General features: G+C 39.9%; 17 protein-coding genes. 8 read left to right on the top strand and 9 right to left on the bottom strand.

Annotated features, from left to right (window positions below):
• Positions 1–3 precede the first annotated feature (3 nt).
• The 3 genes from ACLKML_RS08450 to gloB form a co-directional block, all read right to left on the bottom strand.
• Positions 4–690, bottom strand: coding sequence for a YIP1 family protein (locus ACLKML_RS08450; protein WP_413285859.1), 687 nt, complete (start codon positions 688–690; stop codon positions 4–6).
• Positions 690–2,285 carry a LysM peptidoglycan-binding domain-containing protein gene (locus ACLKML_RS08445; RefSeq protein ID WP_413284955.1) on the bottom strand — a complete coding sequence of 532 codons (1,596 nt, stop codon included), beginning with the start codon at positions 2,283–2,285 and terminating at the stop codon, positions 690–692. The genes ACLKML_RS08450 and ACLKML_RS08445 overlap by 1 nt, the downstream gene beginning before the upstream one ends.
• Positions 2,286–2,356: 71 nt before the next feature.
• A complete protein-coding gene (gene gloB / locus ACLKML_RS08440; protein WP_413284954.1) occupies positions 2,357–3,115 on the bottom strand; it encodes a hydroxyacylglutathione hydrolase in 759 nt (252 codons plus the stop codon).
• Between the two features lie 38 nt (positions 3,116–3,153).
• On the opposite strand from gloB, the gene ACLKML_RS08435 reads away from it, so the two are divergent.
• Positions 3,154–3,894: a class I SAM-dependent methyltransferase gene (locus tag ACLKML_RS08435; RefSeq protein ID WP_413284953.1), complete on the top strand. Its 741-nt coding sequence runs from the start codon at positions 3,154–3,156 to the stop codon at positions 3,892–3,894.
• 72 nt (positions 3,895–3,966) lie between these two features.
• Here ACLKML_RS08435 and rnhA read toward each other — a convergent pair whose 3' ends face one another.
• A complete protein-coding gene (gene rnhA / locus ACLKML_RS08430; RefSeq protein ID WP_413284952.1) occupies positions 3,967–4,455 on the bottom strand; it encodes a ribonuclease HI in 489 nt (162 codons plus the stop codon).
• Positions 4,456–4,518: 63 nt separating this feature from the next.
• Here rnhA and dnaQ point away from each other — a divergent pair, with 63 nt between their 5' ends.
• The 4 genes from dnaQ to ACLKML_RS08410 all read left to right on the top strand — a co-directional run bounded on the left by dnaQ (position 4,519) and on the right by ACLKML_RS08410 (position 8,228).
• On the top strand, positions 4,519–5,259 hold the full coding sequence (gene dnaQ, locus ACLKML_RS08425; RefSeq protein WP_413284951.1) for a DNA polymerase III subunit epsilon: 741 nt from the start codon (positions 4,519–4,521) through the stop codon (positions 5,257–5,259).
• A gap of 8 nt (positions 5,260–5,267) precedes the next feature.
• On the top strand, positions 5,268–6,521 hold the full coding sequence (locus tag ACLKML_RS08420) for a TIGR03503 family protein (RefSeq protein ID WP_413284950.1): 1,254 nt from the start codon (positions 5,268–5,270) through the stop codon (positions 6,519–6,521).
• A gap of 197 nt (positions 6,522–6,718) precedes the next feature.
• Positions 6,719–7,297, top strand: a complete 579-nt coding sequence (lpcA, locus tag ACLKML_RS08415; protein ID WP_413284949.1) for a D-sedoheptulose 7-phosphate isomerase — start codon at positions 6,719–6,721, stop codon at positions 7,295–7,297.
• A 112-nt stretch (positions 7,298–7,409) separates the two neighbouring features.
• Positions 7,410–8,228, top strand: a complete 819-nt coding sequence (locus tag ACLKML_RS08410) for a class II glutamine amidotransferase (RefSeq protein ID WP_413284948.1) — start codon at positions 7,410–7,412, stop codon at positions 8,226–8,228.
• A gap of 46 nt (positions 8,229–8,274) precedes the next feature.
• On the opposite strand, the gene purN is transcribed toward ACLKML_RS08410, so the two are convergent.
• Both purN and purM read right to left on the bottom strand, forming a co-directional pair.
• Complete coding sequence (purN, locus tag ACLKML_RS08405) at positions 8,275–8,913, bottom strand: phosphoribosylglycinamide formyltransferase (protein WP_413285858.1); 639 nt, start codon at positions 8,911–8,913, stop codon at positions 8,275–8,277.
• A gap of 17 nt (positions 8,914–8,930) precedes the next feature.
• On the bottom strand, positions 8,931–9,971 hold the full coding sequence (gene purM, locus ACLKML_RS08400) for a phosphoribosylformylglycinamidine cyclo-ligase (RefSeq protein ID WP_413284947.1): 1,041 nt from the start codon (positions 9,969–9,971) through the stop codon (positions 8,931–8,933).
• 168 nt (positions 9,972–10,139) lie between these two features.
• Here purM and upp point away from each other — a divergent pair, with 168 nt between their 5' ends.
• Positions 10,140–10,766 carry a uracil phosphoribosyltransferase gene (upp, locus tag ACLKML_RS08395; RefSeq protein WP_413284946.1) on the top strand — a complete coding sequence of 209 codons (627 nt, stop codon included), beginning with the start codon at positions 10,140–10,142 and terminating at the stop codon, positions 10,764–10,766.
• Positions 10,767–10,944: 178 nt separating this feature from the next.
• Entirely contained in the window at positions 10,945–12,165 is a 1,221-nt protein-coding gene (gene trpB, locus ACLKML_RS08390; protein WP_413284945.1) for a tryptophan synthase subunit beta, read from the top strand.
• Between the two features lie 222 nt (positions 12,166–12,387).
• On the opposite strand, the gene ACLKML_RS08385 is transcribed toward trpB, so the two are convergent.
• Positions 12,388–13,632: a uracil-xanthine permease family protein gene (locus tag ACLKML_RS08385; protein ID WP_413284944.1), complete on the bottom strand. Its 1,245-nt coding sequence runs from the start codon at positions 13,630–13,632 to the stop codon at positions 12,388–12,390.
• Between the two features lie 215 nt (positions 13,633–13,847).
• Between ACLKML_RS08385 and ACLKML_RS08380 the strand changes: the two genes are divergently transcribed.
• Positions 13,848–15,089 carry a DUF2066 domain-containing protein gene (locus ACLKML_RS08380; protein ID WP_413284943.1) on the top strand — a complete coding sequence of 414 codons (1,242 nt, stop codon included), beginning with the start codon at positions 13,848–13,850 and terminating at the stop codon, positions 15,087–15,089.
• 70 nt (positions 15,090–15,159) lie between these two features.
• Here ACLKML_RS08380 and ACLKML_RS08375 read toward each other — a convergent pair whose 3' ends face one another.
• Positions 15,160–15,609, bottom strand: a complete 450-nt coding sequence (locus ACLKML_RS08375; RefSeq protein ID WP_413284942.1) for a DUF2069 domain-containing protein — start codon at positions 15,607–15,609, stop codon at positions 15,160–15,162.
• Between the two features lie 10 nt (positions 15,610–15,619).
• Positions 15,620–15,970 (bottom strand): arsenate reductase (glutaredoxin), encoded by a 351-nt coding sequence (gene arsC, locus ACLKML_RS08370; protein ID WP_413284941.1) that lies wholly within the window; start codon positions 15,968–15,970, stop codon positions 15,620–15,622.
• Positions 15,971–15,988 lie beyond the last annotated feature (18 nt).

Raw genomic sequence — 15,988 nt, 5'->3', positions numbered from 1 at the left:
AAATCAAAAAATGATTAGGTATGTAGCCCAAATAAAGTAGTAACCCAACCATGGCAATACAGAAATCATTACCGCTTGTTTTTTAGTAAATTCAGTCCATGCACCAATTGCAGCGTAACCAAGAATGATATACCAAGGTAATAAAAGCGGAAACGCACGCGTGAACCCACACCATTGATCAGTTAAAGGAAGTTTAATTAGTCCATTTAAACTATTAAGATCTGCCGCATAATAAAGCACATTTCCGTGGTTCATCAGTAGACTAATATAACTTGCAAGATCGCCTAAAACTGCAGGAAACATCACCACACTAGAAGCCGCAAACCATTTCCAATATCCGTGTTGATAACGGCTAGGTTTCGCCGCCAGCAAAAACCAGAATGCTAATAACCCTATGGTTATGGTCCTATTAACCATCGCCTTTATTATCTCGCTGGCCATTAAAGTATTGGCTTCAATGAGCGCGATTTGTTCTGGTTCGGAAGAGGCAATTTGATCGACTAAATTCGACTTTAACCATTCAAAATCAACCGTATCAAAATAGTAACCCCAAAATAGAAAAGGGCTAAGTAGCAACGTAACGAAAGGTAACCACCCCCATACACCTTTTTCATATAATGCAGCGAAGCAGCTACTTGGGGCTCGAAAGATATCGAACAGCATGATTAACGGGTTTCTGGAAGGAATGATCATACATTCACCTTGGTTACATCAACATACAGTTTAAGGCTTTGGCCCGGGTTGATGTATTTTTGCTTGGAGAGATTATTCCATTTTACAATATCGGAAGTTTTGACTTTGAATTTATTGGCAATAGCACTAATCGTGTCTCCTGAACGTACCTTATAATGCACGGTGCGCATAATGCCACCCTCACTACTGTTTTTCCATATCACCAATTTTTGACCAATTTTCAGTGTATCTTTCGGCCCCATACCATTCCATTTCGCTAATGATTGATAACTTACCTTGTTCGCTTTTGCAATGGTCCACAAGCTCTCACCTCTAGAGACGGTATGACTTACTTTGAACTTTCCTTGAGCTTGGGATTGAATGCTTGCTAATCGATTGGTAGCACTCAATGCGTAGGTGGCGTTATTTTTGCTCGACATTGGAACCATTAGATGTTGTCCAACACGAATCATATTACTGGATAAGTTATTTGTTGTTCTAATAATCTTACTCGTAGTGTCGTGATCCCTTGCGATAACACTTAACGTATCACCAGACTTCACTTCGTAACGTACTAATTTTACGCCTTTTCCTTTATTTTCTTTTACTGACTGATTGAATTTATCGATAGTATTAAGTGGTAATAGAAAATGGAAAGGTCCTTCTGGTGGTGTCGCCCATTGGTTGTACGCAGGGTTGTAGCTTTGTAATTCAGTGACCGAAAGTCCTGCATAGTTGGCGGCGATGGCTAAATCTAATTGCTCGTTTGGATCAACGGTTTGTAAAACGGGTTTATTTTCAATAGCAGGGATAGTTATGCCGTATTTTTTCTGGTGTGACACCACATCCGCTAATGCAAGTAATTTAGGTACATAGCTACTGGTCTCTTTAGGTAAATCTAACGAAAAAAAATCGATGGGTTTATTGGCTTTGTTATTTTTAGTAATTGCACGAGAAACTCGTCCTCCGCCACTATTGTAAGCGGCAATAGCATGGCTCCAATTTCCATCAAATCGCTTGCTTAGAACGGTTAAATAATCTAACGCGGCATCGGTTGCTGCAGCCACATCACGTCTGCCATCGTACCAATAGTTTTGTTCCAAACCATACATCTTTCCGGTACCAGGAACAAATTGCCACAAGCCTGCAGCGCTGCCATGTGAATAAGCAAAGGGGTCAAAGGAACTTTCTACTATTGGTAGCAGTGCAAGTTCCATAGGTAACTCACGTTGTTCTATTTTTTCTACAATAAGGTAAAGAAATGGTTCTGCTCGCTTGGAGACAATAGCTAAATGATTTGGATGAGAAATGTACCAGTTTCGATAATGATCAACGGTAGTATGTTCTGGGATATCTAACGATAACTGCATTGCTATACGTTGCCATACATCCGAACTATTTTGAGGTGTTATTTTCGGAGCCTCAATATCATTATCTTTGTTCGTACTGGATGGAGTATAGCTAATATTCGATGATTGGCTGGTATCAGAAGAACTTGATGTCTGATTGACATTATTATTGGTTGGGTTTGTCTCAGAGGCAGACTCAATTTGTTGGGTCATTTGGCACCCCGCCAATAAAAACACGACGACCCAACTAAAAAAGATTCTCATTTAATATCACCTAGTAAAAAATTGACTGATGATAATACTTGCGCTCTAATTTATAGACAAGCTAGAAAGTGTTAAAATGCGTTTTTCCACTCTCTTAAAGCAGTAAAAACTGCAATTTCAGAGGTTTCTCTGGTTCGATTGGCAACTGAATTAATAACACTAGGCTGATCTACTCGCAAAAATGGGTTGATTCGTTTTTCTTTACCTATGGTTGTAGGAAGTGTAGCAATGCCTTCTGCTCGTTTTTGGAATACTTCGTCTCGGTAGGAATGCAAATCTTGGTTATCCGGTTCTACCGATAACGCAAAGGATATGTTTGCACTGGTATATTCATGTGCAGCATACACTTCTGTTTCATTTGGCAGTATTTGCAATTTATTTAATGATTCAAACATTTGTTCTGCTGTTCCTTCAAAAATACGCCCACAACCAGCAGAAAATAAAACATCACCACAAAATAGTTTGCCGTCACCAAGATAACCCAGATGACCCTTAGTATGGCCTGGCAGTTCTAACACCAAAAATGTTTCTTCGAATAACTCAAATTGGTCGCCAGCATTGAGCTGATGAGTAACCAGAGGTATTTGTTCTTTTTCTGGGCCCACGACTTTTATACTCGGAAATTGCTCTAGCAATGGTAATACACCACCAATGTGGTCTTGATGATGGTGGGTAATGAGTATGGCTTCTAAAACCAAATTATGTTGTTTTAAATAATCCAGTACCGGTAAAGCATCACCAGGATCAACAATAGCACAGCGTTGATCGCTATTTTGAATCAGCCAGATGTAATTATCATTGAATGCGGGTATGCTCTTGATGGTTAACATTTTATTCTCCAGCAATGAAATAGTAAGTTAGGGTATAGATGAAAGCAGCACATACAGCAAAAAAAAATCCACAACCTCATTCGTGGCAACAGCTGAAAAACGGTGATTGGGTTTCCGAATCCGTTCAAATGCGGCTTGATGAATGGTGCCCTAAACTGTTTGGTTACCATATGCTCAAACTGGGTGGACTCAGTTGTGAGATAATGAGTAGGATGTGTAATATTCAGCATCAAGTCAACCTCGATATTGAGAATCCAAATCATACTTTGATTGCGGATCTGTTTGATTTGCCTTTTTTAGAGAAAAGCATTGACGTTGTGTTGCTTGCACATCAGTTGGATTATTCGCCAGATCCTCATCGTTTACTACGTGAAGTTGATAGAGTGATGGTGGATGATGGCTATTTAATTATTACTGGTTTTAATCCTATAAGTTTCACCGGATTATCAAGTTTAATGCCATGGAGGAAGAACAACCTACCATGGAGTGGTCGCATGTTTACGCCAAGACGGATAAAAGATTGGCTTAGCCTGTTGAATTATGAAGTGGTGCATGTAGACCAATACGCAGTTTTTCCTATGAAGCATCCATTCTGGACATGGTTAGAAAACATTATTGGTGATTGGTTACTACCTTGCGGCAGCCTATATTTTATCGTAGCGAGAAAAAGAACTTATCCACTTAAATTGATTAAGCCGCATTGGCATCTAAAAAGTCGGCTATCTCCCGTTGGTGTCAACTTAAAAGCAGGATGTCGTTCTGAGTCGGTTGATAAATAAAAACAATCATTGTCTTTATTCTCAGTAGATACCACTAATACAGCATATACTGCTAAGTTCTGTTTTTGTCCTTTAGGTGTTTTTCGCGCTAATATTTTGCGCGTTAATGTAGCCTTCGTCTACGTTGGATGGATTTTCAGCCGCAGCTCTTGCAATTTCATCACATATTTCATTCTCTCTATGTCCTGCATGGCCTTTAACCCAGCGCCATTCTATTATGTGACGAGCGGCTTGTTGGTCTAATGCTTTCCACAGATCGGCATTTTTTACTGGTTGTTTATTCGAGGTTTGCCATTCTCTTTTTTTCCAATTGTGTATCCATTTAGTGATCCCTTGACGTACATATTGGCTGTCGGTCGTTAGGATCACATTACACGGTTCTTTTAACGCTTGCAGTGCAACAATAGCCGCTAACATTTCCATTCTATTGTTAGTGGTTAATTGATAACCTTGCGCCAGTTGTTTTTCGGTTTTCTTATATCTAAGCACGATACCATAGCCACCGGGCCCCGGATTGCCTAAACATGAACCATCTGTGAAAACTTCAACTTGTTTCGCCATGATTTGATATTATTACTCTATTCGCTCTTTTCAGTATGACTCTAGTCTGACATATATATCATTATGAATACCAATAACATTTCAAAACAACAAAGAATAGTCGTTCTCGATACCGAAACCACCGGTATGAATCGGGAAGGTGGCCCTACCTACCTTGGACATAGAATTATAGAAATTGGTGCGGTAGAAATTATAGATAGAAAGTTAACAGGCAAACATTTTCACGTATACATAAAGCCGGATCGACTTATTCAAGAAGAAGCGATTGATGTTCACGGTATTACCGACGAGTTTCTAACAGATAAGCCACTTTATAGTGACGTTCATCAAGAGTTTTTAGATTTCATAACAGGCGCGGAGTTGGTGGCTCATAATGCTCCCTTTGATGTGGGCTTTATTAATCAAGAATTTGAAACTCTTAATCCAGCTATTGGTAAAGTAGAACGGTTTTGTAACATTACCGATACGCTGGCTATGGCAAAAAAATTATTCCCGGGTAAAAGGAATAATTTAGATATTCTATGTGACCGATATGGTATCGACAACTCTCATCGAACCTTACATGGGGCGTTACTCGATGCTGAGATTCTAGCGGATGTTTTCCTGCTGATGACAGGAGGGCAGACGACCTTAGAATTTAATGCAGGAGAGCAAAACAATAATCGTGACCAATCTATAACACGCCCCATTGCCGAGCGAAAAGCTCTTAAGGTTTTAAGTGCATCTGCCGATGAAGTAGAAGCGCACCAAAAACGTTTGGATATCGTAGCAGAGAAAGGCGGGATCTGTCTCTGGCGACAATAGAGGTTATTATGTTCAGGGTTGTACTTTTTTTTATTTATCTTTTGGCGAGTTCGTCAAGCTGGGCAGAAACAGCAACATCACAGTCTTTGTTGGATAACCGATTTAGAGTTGATCCGACCATAAAACAGATATCGTTTGTTATTTATCGTGAGAGTCCATCTCGTTCTGTAGTACTGGTTCGTCCCGATGGTGAAAAATATTATGCTTGGGAGCACCCAGAGTCCGTATCATGGTACGAAGAAAATGGTATGGATATCGTTTCTATTGAAACGCCAATGCCCGGGCCTTGGCAAGCAGTAGGAAAAGTTACGCCTAAAAATAACATTACATTATTATCTAATTTAAAATTACATGTAGATAGCTTCCCTAGCAGATTGTACCAAAACGAAAAATTGAAATTTACCGCGAGATTAACTCAAGAAGGAAAGCCATTAGTCCTGAAAGATTTTCTCGACAGAGTGAAATTAAGTGTCAAGCTTATAAAATATATAGAAGATGAAGATAACCCAGAATTGAACGCACAACCTGAAGCGATTAATTTAGGGACTTTTGAAGATGATGGCAAAAACTTAGATGAAGTCTCTGGAGACGGCGTATTTACTGTTGATTTGCCTATTTCGGTTTCTCCTGGAAAATATCGAGCGCGAATTACTTCCGAAAACGGTGTGTTTTTAAGAGCGGTTGAGCAAACTGTACTTATTTATCCATCGCCTATTACCGTCAATTTTATCCAAGCTAAAGAAGAAACAGAACCGCATATTGTCACCGTTGTTGGTGAAGCTGGGATGATCTTACCCGGTACACTGGCCGTGAATTTAGAACAAACCACACCAGATAAACGAACCATTATCACGCAAAATAGTGTGGAGATGGATGAATTGACGACAGAGCTTTCTATGCCTAATGACCGCCAAGCAGGTAAACATACTTGGAAAGGAACCGTTTATGCAACCGAAGGTGCAGCTAGAAGAGAGCTAGTGTTACAGATTAAGCAGCGCGCTTTTAGTGTTATGGCTAAACTGGATATAGAGCAATCCACCAAGGAGTATCAACGTATTCAAGAAGAGAAGCGTCGGTTACTAGAAATAGAGAGAATTAAGCGTGATAGAGAAGAAGCCAGAATGACGGGGATGTTAACAATTCTGGTTGGTAATCTTGTTGTAATTGTGCTCGGTTTGCTTATTTGGTTTATTATTCGCAAATTAACGGTACGTAAGGCTTCTGCCCCAACAATGCAATTGGACGCGCCACCCAAGAGTTAGTTAATTAACTATCAGAAAATAGGGTTATTGATAGTATCTTTTGGCAATGATGTATAAAAAGAGAAGAGTCAAATAAAGGCTCTTCTCTTTTTTTAATCTAAATGGGAATCTTTTATTTATTTACTCGACAGCCGAATTATATTCTAGGTAAACTCTAGCCATATTTTTATTTCCTCCCCAAACTAGTGAGAGTCATTATGTATCAAAATCTTATTCGCTCTGAATTAACGGAAGCCGCAGACGTACTTAATAAGTTTTTAAGTGATGATCATAATATTCAACAGATTGAAAATGCAGCAAAAATGATAGCAGACTCTTTTAAGCAAGGAGGGAAAGTGCTTTCTTGTGGTAACGGAGGCTCTCATTGTGATGCGATGCATTTCGCTGAAGAGTTAACCGGCCGTTATCGTGAAAATCGTCCTGGTTATGCAGGAATCGCCATCTCGGATCCGAGTCATATTTCTTGTGTTAGTAACGATTTTGGTTATGACCATGTTTTTTCTCGTTATGTTGAAGCTGTAGGGGCAAAAGGTGACGTATTGTGGGGGCTTTCAACCTCTGGCAACTCAAGTAATATCTTGCGTGCTATTGAAGCAGCTAAAGCAAAAGGAATGAAGACTATCGCTTTAACCGGTAAAGATGGCGGTAAAATGGCGGGTTGTGCTGATATCGAAATACGAGTGCCTCATTTTGGTTACGCAGACCGAATACAAGAGATTCATATCAAAATTATCCATATCGTTATCCAGTTGATTGAAAAAGAGATGGAAGATTAAGGTTAATTTTTTACTCATGCTGTTTGATTTTTTGTTCTAGCTGATTTGAATGCTTTTTAAGCGAATTGTGAATTATCGGTAATTGAATAAAGTACTAATAAAGGTTGTATCAATGTGTGAATTGCTCGGAATGAGCGCTAATGTGCCAACAGATATCTGTTTTAGTTTTTCTGGATTAATGCAAAGAGGTGGAAAAACAGGGCCTCATAGCGATGGATGGGGGATTACTTTTTATGAAGGAAAAGGTTTTAGAACCTTTAAAGACCCAAATCCTAGTTATAACTCTAAAATAGCAGAATTGGTTCAGCAGTATCCCATTAAAAGCCTCGCGGTTATCAGTCACATTAGGCAAGCTAATCGTGGTGGTGTTAATTTAGAAAACACACATCCCTTTACACGAGAGTTGTGGGGACGTTATTGGACTTTTGCTCACAATGGTCAATTGTCTAATTATGAATCGCTTGATACTGGCCGAATTAGGCCGGTAGGAAAAACCGATAGTGAATTGGCATTTTGTTGGTTACTGAATAAATTAGAATCTAAATACCCACAGCCACCAGAAAGCATGCAGATCATGTTCAACTTTATTGCAGAGTGTTGTGATAAGTTAAAGCAGCTAGGTGTTTTTAATATGATTTTAAGTGATGGCGATTATGTGATGACTTATTGCACTAATCACCTTTACTGGATCACGCGTCGTGCTCCATTTGGTAAGGCAAGTTTGATCGATGAAGATATAACGATCAACTTTCAAGAAGAAACCACACCAAATGATGTGGTTTCAGTTGTTGCTACTCAACCTCTAACCGATAATGAAGCTTGGATCAGAATGAAGCCGGGCGAGTTTAATCTGTTCCATTTTGGGGAACGGATCAGTAGCAATACCGAGTCTTTAAAAGATGTTGCTTTCGCGCCACCAAAACAAGATTAATAACATGAGGATAACTCACTATTAGATGGGTATCCTCAGGTATTAATTACTCTGCTGCGTAGCCTGAACTACCCAGAACACAACCATCAAGGACGGCTTGGTTATCGATCATTTTAAGCCGTGATTCGACAAACCATTTTATAGTCAGTGGATAGATATCGTATTCTTGTTTCTGTACTCTTTGACTCAGTATTTCCGCGCTGTCACCTTCAAATACTGGTACTTTTGCTTGCAAAATTACCGGTCCACCATCTAACTCTTCGGTAACAAAATGCACGCTGGTACCGTGTTGGCTATCACCCGCGTCAATCGCACGCTGATGAGTGTTTAGACCTGGGTATTTAGGCAACAAAGATGGGTGTATATTAAGCATTCTACCGAGGTAATGATTTACAAATTCACTGCTTAGTATGCGCATATAACCAGCCAGAACAATAAGGTCAGGCTGGTAGGTGTCTATTTGACGCATAAGTTCTGCGTCAAATAATTGCCTAGAGTCAAACATACTAGGATCGACAAAATGAGCGTCTATACCTGCAACTTTGGCTCTTTCAAGCCCGTATACATTAGCCTTATTAGAAAAAACAGCGACCACTTCCGTATTGGGTATCTGTGATCCACAAGCATCGGATATTGCCTGCATATTACTGCCATTTCCGGAAAGGAGTATTACGATCCTTTTCATCATGTTTGAACTATTCCTTAGTTAATTTCGACCTGCTCTTCGCCTTCGGCTGCGTTAGCTATTTCACCTATTACCCAAGCGTTTTCGCCTTCAGATTTCAGCAGTTCAACGGCTGAAGCTGCTTGCTCTTTAGGTAGAGCGACCACTAAGCCAACGCCACAGTTGAATGTTCTGTACATTTCGAAGCTATCAACATTGCCTTTTTCTTGTAACCAATTGAAAACGGCAGGCCATTGCCAGCTGTTACCATCAATAACGGCTTTAGTGCCTTCAGGTAGAACACGAGGAATATTTTCCCAGAATCCACCACCAGTAATATGAGAAATTGCATGAATGTCGTGTTCTGCAATCATCTTAAGAGCGGATTTAATGTAAATTTTGGTTGGCTCTAATAGTTGCTCACCGATGGTTTTACCGTTTAGTTGCTCGGTTAAGTCAGCGTTTGATACTTCAATAATCTTACGAATTAAAGAATAACCATTTGAATGAGGGCCACTTGATCCTACTGCGATAAGTGCATCACCAGCGGCAACCTTTGTACCATCGATTACATCGGCTTTTTCTACCACACCAACACAGAAACCCGCCACATCGTAATCTTCGCCTTCATACATACCTGGCATTTCAGCAGTTTCACCACCGATTAATGCACAGCCAGCTTGGATACAACCTTCACCAATACCAGAAACGACATTCGCTGCAGTATCAATATCAAGTTTACCTGTCGCGTAGTAATCTAAGAAAAATAGCGGTTCAGCACCTTGAACAATTAAATCATTAACGCACATTGCAACAAGGTCGATCCCAATAGTGTCATGCTTATTCATATCCAAAGCGAGACGAAGTTTAGTACCTACACCATCTGTACCTGAAACAAGTAAAGGTTGTTTATATTTAGTCGGTAGTTCGCAAAGGGCACCGAAGCCACCAATACCACCCATAACCTCTGGGCGACGGGTGCGTTTAACGACCCCTTTAATTCGATCTACTAGAGCATTACCTGCATCAATATCTACACCAGCGTCTTTATAGCTAAGAGAAGTCTTATTGCCACTCACGGGAAGTCCTCGTCATGATAGTTTGGATGTGAAAATCGGCGTTATTCTAACTGAGTTGAGCCAATAAGGAAAACGTTTGCGTGAGAAAGTTTTGCTTATATTCTCTCGGGGAAAAGACAAAAAACATGTATAATTAGTAAGTTTATTCAAATATTGTCGGAGATGGAAATGAAAGTTGTTGAAGTAAAACACCCTTTAGTTAAACACAAAGTTGGTTTATTACGTGAAGGGGATATCAGCACCAAGCGTTTTCGTGAGTTAGCTACTGAAGTTGGTAGCCTGTTAACATACGAAGCGACCGCAGATTTCGAGACAGAAAAAGTGACTATCGAAGGTTGGGATGGTCCGGTAGAAGTGGATCAAATTAAAGGTAAAAAAGTCACCGTTGTACCAATTCTGCGAGCAGGGTTAGGAATGATGGACGGCGTACTAGAACATGTTCCAAGTGCTCGAATTAGTGTGGTCGGTATTTATCGTGATGAAGAAACGTTAGAGCCAATTCCTTACTTCAACAAGTTGGCATCACATATTGACGAGCGTATTGCGTTAGTTGTTGACCCTATGTTGGCGACTGGTGGCTCAATGATAGCGACAATCGATCTACTGAAAGACAAAGGCTGCAAATATATTAAAGTGTTAGTTTTGGTCGCTGCTCCAGAAGGCATTGCTGCTCTAGAAAAAGCACACCCAGATGTTGAATTGTACACCGCTGCAATCGATGAAAAACTGAATGATAAAGGTTACATCGTACCGGGGCTTGGTGATGCAGGCGACAAAATTTTCGGAACAAAATAAACGTTCTATTTAAGATGATTTACAAGGGTTGTTGCGTTTGCAATAGCCCTTTTTTTTTGCTATTGCGTACTAGTTTGCGATAACGGTACCATGATGTGACTAAATCGCTTAATGCCATCTTTTGTTTGGTGTAGCATGGTTATTAGCAACAATACAACGACAGTAAAGGATGATAATAATGAAAAATAGTTTTGAGCATGAATTGCCTAATCAAGATGGCTACTTTGGTGAATACGGTGGAAGTTTTATCCCACCACAGTTAGACGTTATTATGAAAGAAATCAATGATGCTTACCAAACTTGTCGACAAGACCCACAATTTCAAGCCGAGCTAGCAAGACTTTATAAACATTTTGTTGGACGCCCAAGTCCTATTTTCCATGCTCAAAATTTGTCGGAAAAATATGGCGTCGATATTTATTTAAAGAGAGAAGATTTAAACCATACTGGTGCCCACAAAATAAATCATTGTCTTGGTGAAGCATTACTAGCTAAAAAAATGGGTAAGAAAAAAATTATTGCCGAAACAGGAGCAGGGCAACATGGCGTAGCATTAGCCACCGCCGCAGCATTAGTCGGTTTAGAATGCGATATTTACATGGGTGAAGTTGATATTGCTAAAGAACACCCTAACGTGGTGAGAATGCATATACTAGGAGCGACGGTTATACCTGTTTCTCACGGAAGAAAAACGTTAAAAGAGGCAGTGGATGCAGCGTTCGAAGCGTATCTACAAGATCCAATCAGTCAACTTTATGCCATTGGTTCTGTGGTTGGTCCGCATCCATTTCCTATGATGGTGCGTGATTTTCAATCGATTGTTGGTAATGAAGCCAAAGTTCAGTTTAAAGAAATGACCGGTAAACAACCTGATCATCTGGTTGCCTGTGTGGGCGGTGGTTCTAATGCGATGGGCTTATTTAGTGCTTTTCTAGATGATGAAAATGTTGCTATGCATGGAGTGGAACCTTCAGGGAAAGGATTAGACGTTGAGGGAGAACATGCCGCAACTCTAACCTTGGGAGAACCTGGAGTGATGCACGGGTTTAAATCTTACATGCTTAAAGATGCTCAAGGTGAACCACAAGAAGTGTATTCGGTTGCGAGTGGATTAGACTATCCGTCGGTCGGTCCTCAACACAGTTATTTGAAAGATATTGGTCGAGTACAATATGGTTCGATTGGTGATAAAGAAGCTATTGATGCCTTTTTTGAATTGTCTCGTTTGGAAGGCATTATTCCTGCTATTGAATCCTCTCATGCGGTTGCTTATGTTTTTAAATTGGTTGAGCAAGGGCTAAAAGGTAGCGTGCTAATTAACCTATCTGGCCGAGGAGATAAAGATATCGATTTTGTGGTTGAAAACTATGGGCAACAGTATGGAATTGGCTCGGCTTGATAATGGACTGAGGCGATAAGCAGATAAATACTGTTTCAATAATATACTTTCAATAATACGGTATTGATATTGAACCGTGCATAATTGCAGACAACTAAAGAGGGTGACTATATAAGTCACCCTCTTTAGTTGTCCTGTGAAGAGTAAGAACTTGTTTGAAAAATAAAAACTAATTTGACGAGCAAGATTTAGTTTTATGCGTTAGACGTCGACACTATAGACTTAAGCATCATCTTCTATTTGCGCATTATCTACTACATGGTTGCTACCTAAATCGTGAGGCAGTACTAGGTTGAGTATAATCGCAACAATACCACATAGGCTCACACCTTGAAGGCTAAATTCGCCAATACCGAATGCCATGCCACCAATACCAAAAACAAGCGTAACAGCAACAATGGCAAGGTTACGCGATTTATGTAAATCAACGTTGTTTTTAATTAACGTGTTAAGGCCAACGGTTGCAATTGAACCAAACAGAAGGATCATAATGCCGCCCATGACCGGCATAGGAATAGTTTGTAATATTGCACCGAGTTTACCGACTAATGCCAGAACGATAGCAGTAACCGCAGCCCAAGTCATAATGGCAGGGTTGTATGCCTTAGTTAACATAACCGCACCTGTTACTTCACTATATGTAGTATTTGGTGGTGCACCGAGCATAGAGGCCGCCATCGTTGCAAGTCCATCACCAGTAATGGTGCGATGTAACCCTGGTTTTTTAAGATAGTCTTTACCTGTCACATTGGATATCGCCAACATGTCACCGACATGCTCAACTGCGGGGGCAATTGCAACCGGGATCATAAATAAAATAGCGTTGATGTTAAATTCAGGCGCAACAAAGTTAGGGATGGAAAGCCAAGCCGCTTGGCTAACTGGAGTAAAGTCTACCACGCCAAACATCAGGCTAACGGCATAACCAACAAAGATACCACCAAAAATAGGCAACAACTTCATAAAACCTTTAGCAAAAACGCTAATGGCAATAACTGAGATAAGCGATAGACTAGAAATCCATAGTGATGCTGTTGCATCAACCAACTGAGTTCCATCGCCAGTTCTACCTAATGCCATGTTAACCGCTACTGGAGCCAACCCTAAGCCAATAACCATAATAACAGGACCAACAACGACTGGAGGCAGAAGTTTGTGAACAATCTCGACGCCTTTAGTCTTGATAATTCCGCCAAGAACAACGTACATAAGTCCCGCAGCCATAAGACCACTCATTGTTCCAGCAATACCCCATGTTTGTACGCCATACATAATAGGAGCGATAAAAGCAAAAGACGAAGCTAAGAAAATTGGAACAGAGCGTTTTGTTACCACTTGAAATATAAGCGTTCCTATACCCGCACCGAACAGCGCTACGTTCGGATCGAGCCCTGTTAATAAAGGGACGAGTACAAGCGCACCAAATGCCACGAAAAGCATTTGTGCTCCCTGAAGTACGTTAGTCATGATTCCTATCCATAGTTAGTTAAAATAAAATGAGTTAGTTAAAATAAAATTCGCAGGATTCTACCACTAATGCAAACGTTTGCCTCGGGGTTTAGATCAAAAAATGTATATAATTGCTCTGCTTTCTGGTTAATTTGGTAGAGCGGCTTTTTCTCGTTATAATAGAAAACTTAAAACGTTTTGTTTATTCATTCCTCATTTTAATTAGGATTAACATGCACTATTTAGTTGTTTTGTTTATTGGGTTATTTGTTTTGCCAGTTCAGGCTTCTGTCAATGTAGATGTATTTAATTACGAAGTTGTTCTGGATAGCAATCAAGCCGATTCTGAAAGTCTTGCGAAAACAGAAGCGATGAAGCAAGTAGTGGTTAAAGCTTCGGGTGATAGCGGCGCAATTAACAATTCTGTAATTAAGAAGGCATTGAATAGAACCAGTTCTTATTTGTCTCAATTAGGTTATGGAGAGATAAATGGGCAGAAAACACTCCAAATTGGTTTTAATCCAGCACAAATCCAATTACTTCTAAATCAAGCGGGTTTACCATATTGGTCACGTTCTCGCGCAAACTTGTTAGTTTGGGTGATTAAAGATGGAGAGTTTGGTCGTCAAGTTCTTTGGGAACACGATGAGGATGAATCTTTAAGCAATATAAAAACTTTTTCCAGCTCGCTAGGCCTGCCTATTCTTATCCCAGTAGGGGATATTGAAGATGTCAGTAACATTACTGCTTCGGAGTTATGGGGAGGGTTTACCTCACCAATTAGTACAGCAAGTCAACGTTATACTTCTGATGCGATATTAGTGATAAAAATACAACAAGCTTCCAATGGAGAGTATATTCGTTGGACACTATATGATGAAAAAGCACAATTTATTATCGACTCAAAACGCGAACCGATAGTAGGAACGGCAAGTGGTAATGCGAATGTTGCGTTACGAGATATTATTGATGAAATTAGTCAATATTATGCGCAAAAAAGTGCAATTAAATTCAGTGGTAAGTCAGAAAATACCGTACTGGCAAATTTTACAGGCATCACCTCAGCTACGCGTTTTTTTAGTCTAGAAAAAACATTGAAAGGCTTAAACTCGGTCGCAGGTGTGGATGTGGATAAAATTGTAGGCAATCAAGTGATGTTTAACATTCACTTGCTTAGTTCTGAAGAAGACTTTTCAACCGAAGCGAGTCAATTACCTAATATTGGTAGGTTAGATAGATCAAGCCAAGTAGAGCAATCTGTTACTTCGCCTCAAGTAGATGAAAGCTCAGAACTACCAGTAAGTGATATGCATACCAATACTAATGATGATATTCGTCCAGTTCAGTTACCTGAAGTTGATTCTGTTTCAGAGCGAACAGATTCAACCAACAATAATAACCCAATGGATTCAGTGCAATTAGAGTTACCAGTTGTAGAAAAGGCCGATGTACTGACCTTTGAATGGATCAATTAACTATGCACTACTGAATCGTATTATCGTGATCAAACAAAGCCACCTTTATTGGTGACTTTGTTGTTTTGGATTACTTTTTGGTGCGGTTACTAGAATGATTAAATTTAGCTTTCTCTTGTTTTTCAACTTCAGAAAGTCGAGGTAATTTTAACCCTAATTCTCTACCTCGATTCCTTGCGTACATCACATTACCAATAAAAGCCACACAGGTTAATAGTAACTCAATTGCTGCAAGCCATCTTTCACCTTGGTCGACATACAAAATCGTTAATGAATGTAAAAAATACAGCATTAAAATAAAATTCGCCCAAGCATGGGTATAAGCTTTTCCTGACAGAATACCTCTTAGCGGTAGTAATAATGGAATACACCAAGCAATTGCCAGAGTTATCGAATTTATATGGGGATGAGGCGAAACAAATATTTGCCATAAAGCAACCCAACTCAACAGTGACAGATACCCTGTAAGGGCAATATATCGATAGCGTTGAGTATTTGGTAGAGCTTGTTCTTTTGCCATTGCCAACTCTCTAAATTATGTCTAATACTTGTTCAGGTGGTCGGCCGTGTCTAGCTTTGCCATTAGCGACAACAATAGGTCGTTCAATCAATTTTGGGTTTTCAGACATCGCTTGAAATAATTGATCGTCCGATAAACTTTGATCGGAAAGATTTAATTCTTTGTAGATGGCCTCTTTTGTTCTCATCATATCACGCACTTTAGTACAACCGAGTTGCGAATAAAGTGCTTTCAAAGTATCGACAGACGGCACATCGGTTAAATATGGAATGACTTCAGGTTCAATCCCATTATCTTGCAGAAGTTGTAGGGTTTGTCTGCTTTTAGAACACCTTGGATTATGGTAAATCAAGACGGTCATGAATCTTCTCCTTGTTTA

This window comes from Vibrio sp. MA40-2 (assembly GCF_047302445.1).
Classification (GTDB): Bacteria; Pseudomonadota; Gammaproteobacteria; order Enterobacterales; family Vibrionaceae; genus Vibrio.
This window is presented reverse-complemented; position numbering and strand designations above follow the sequence as displayed.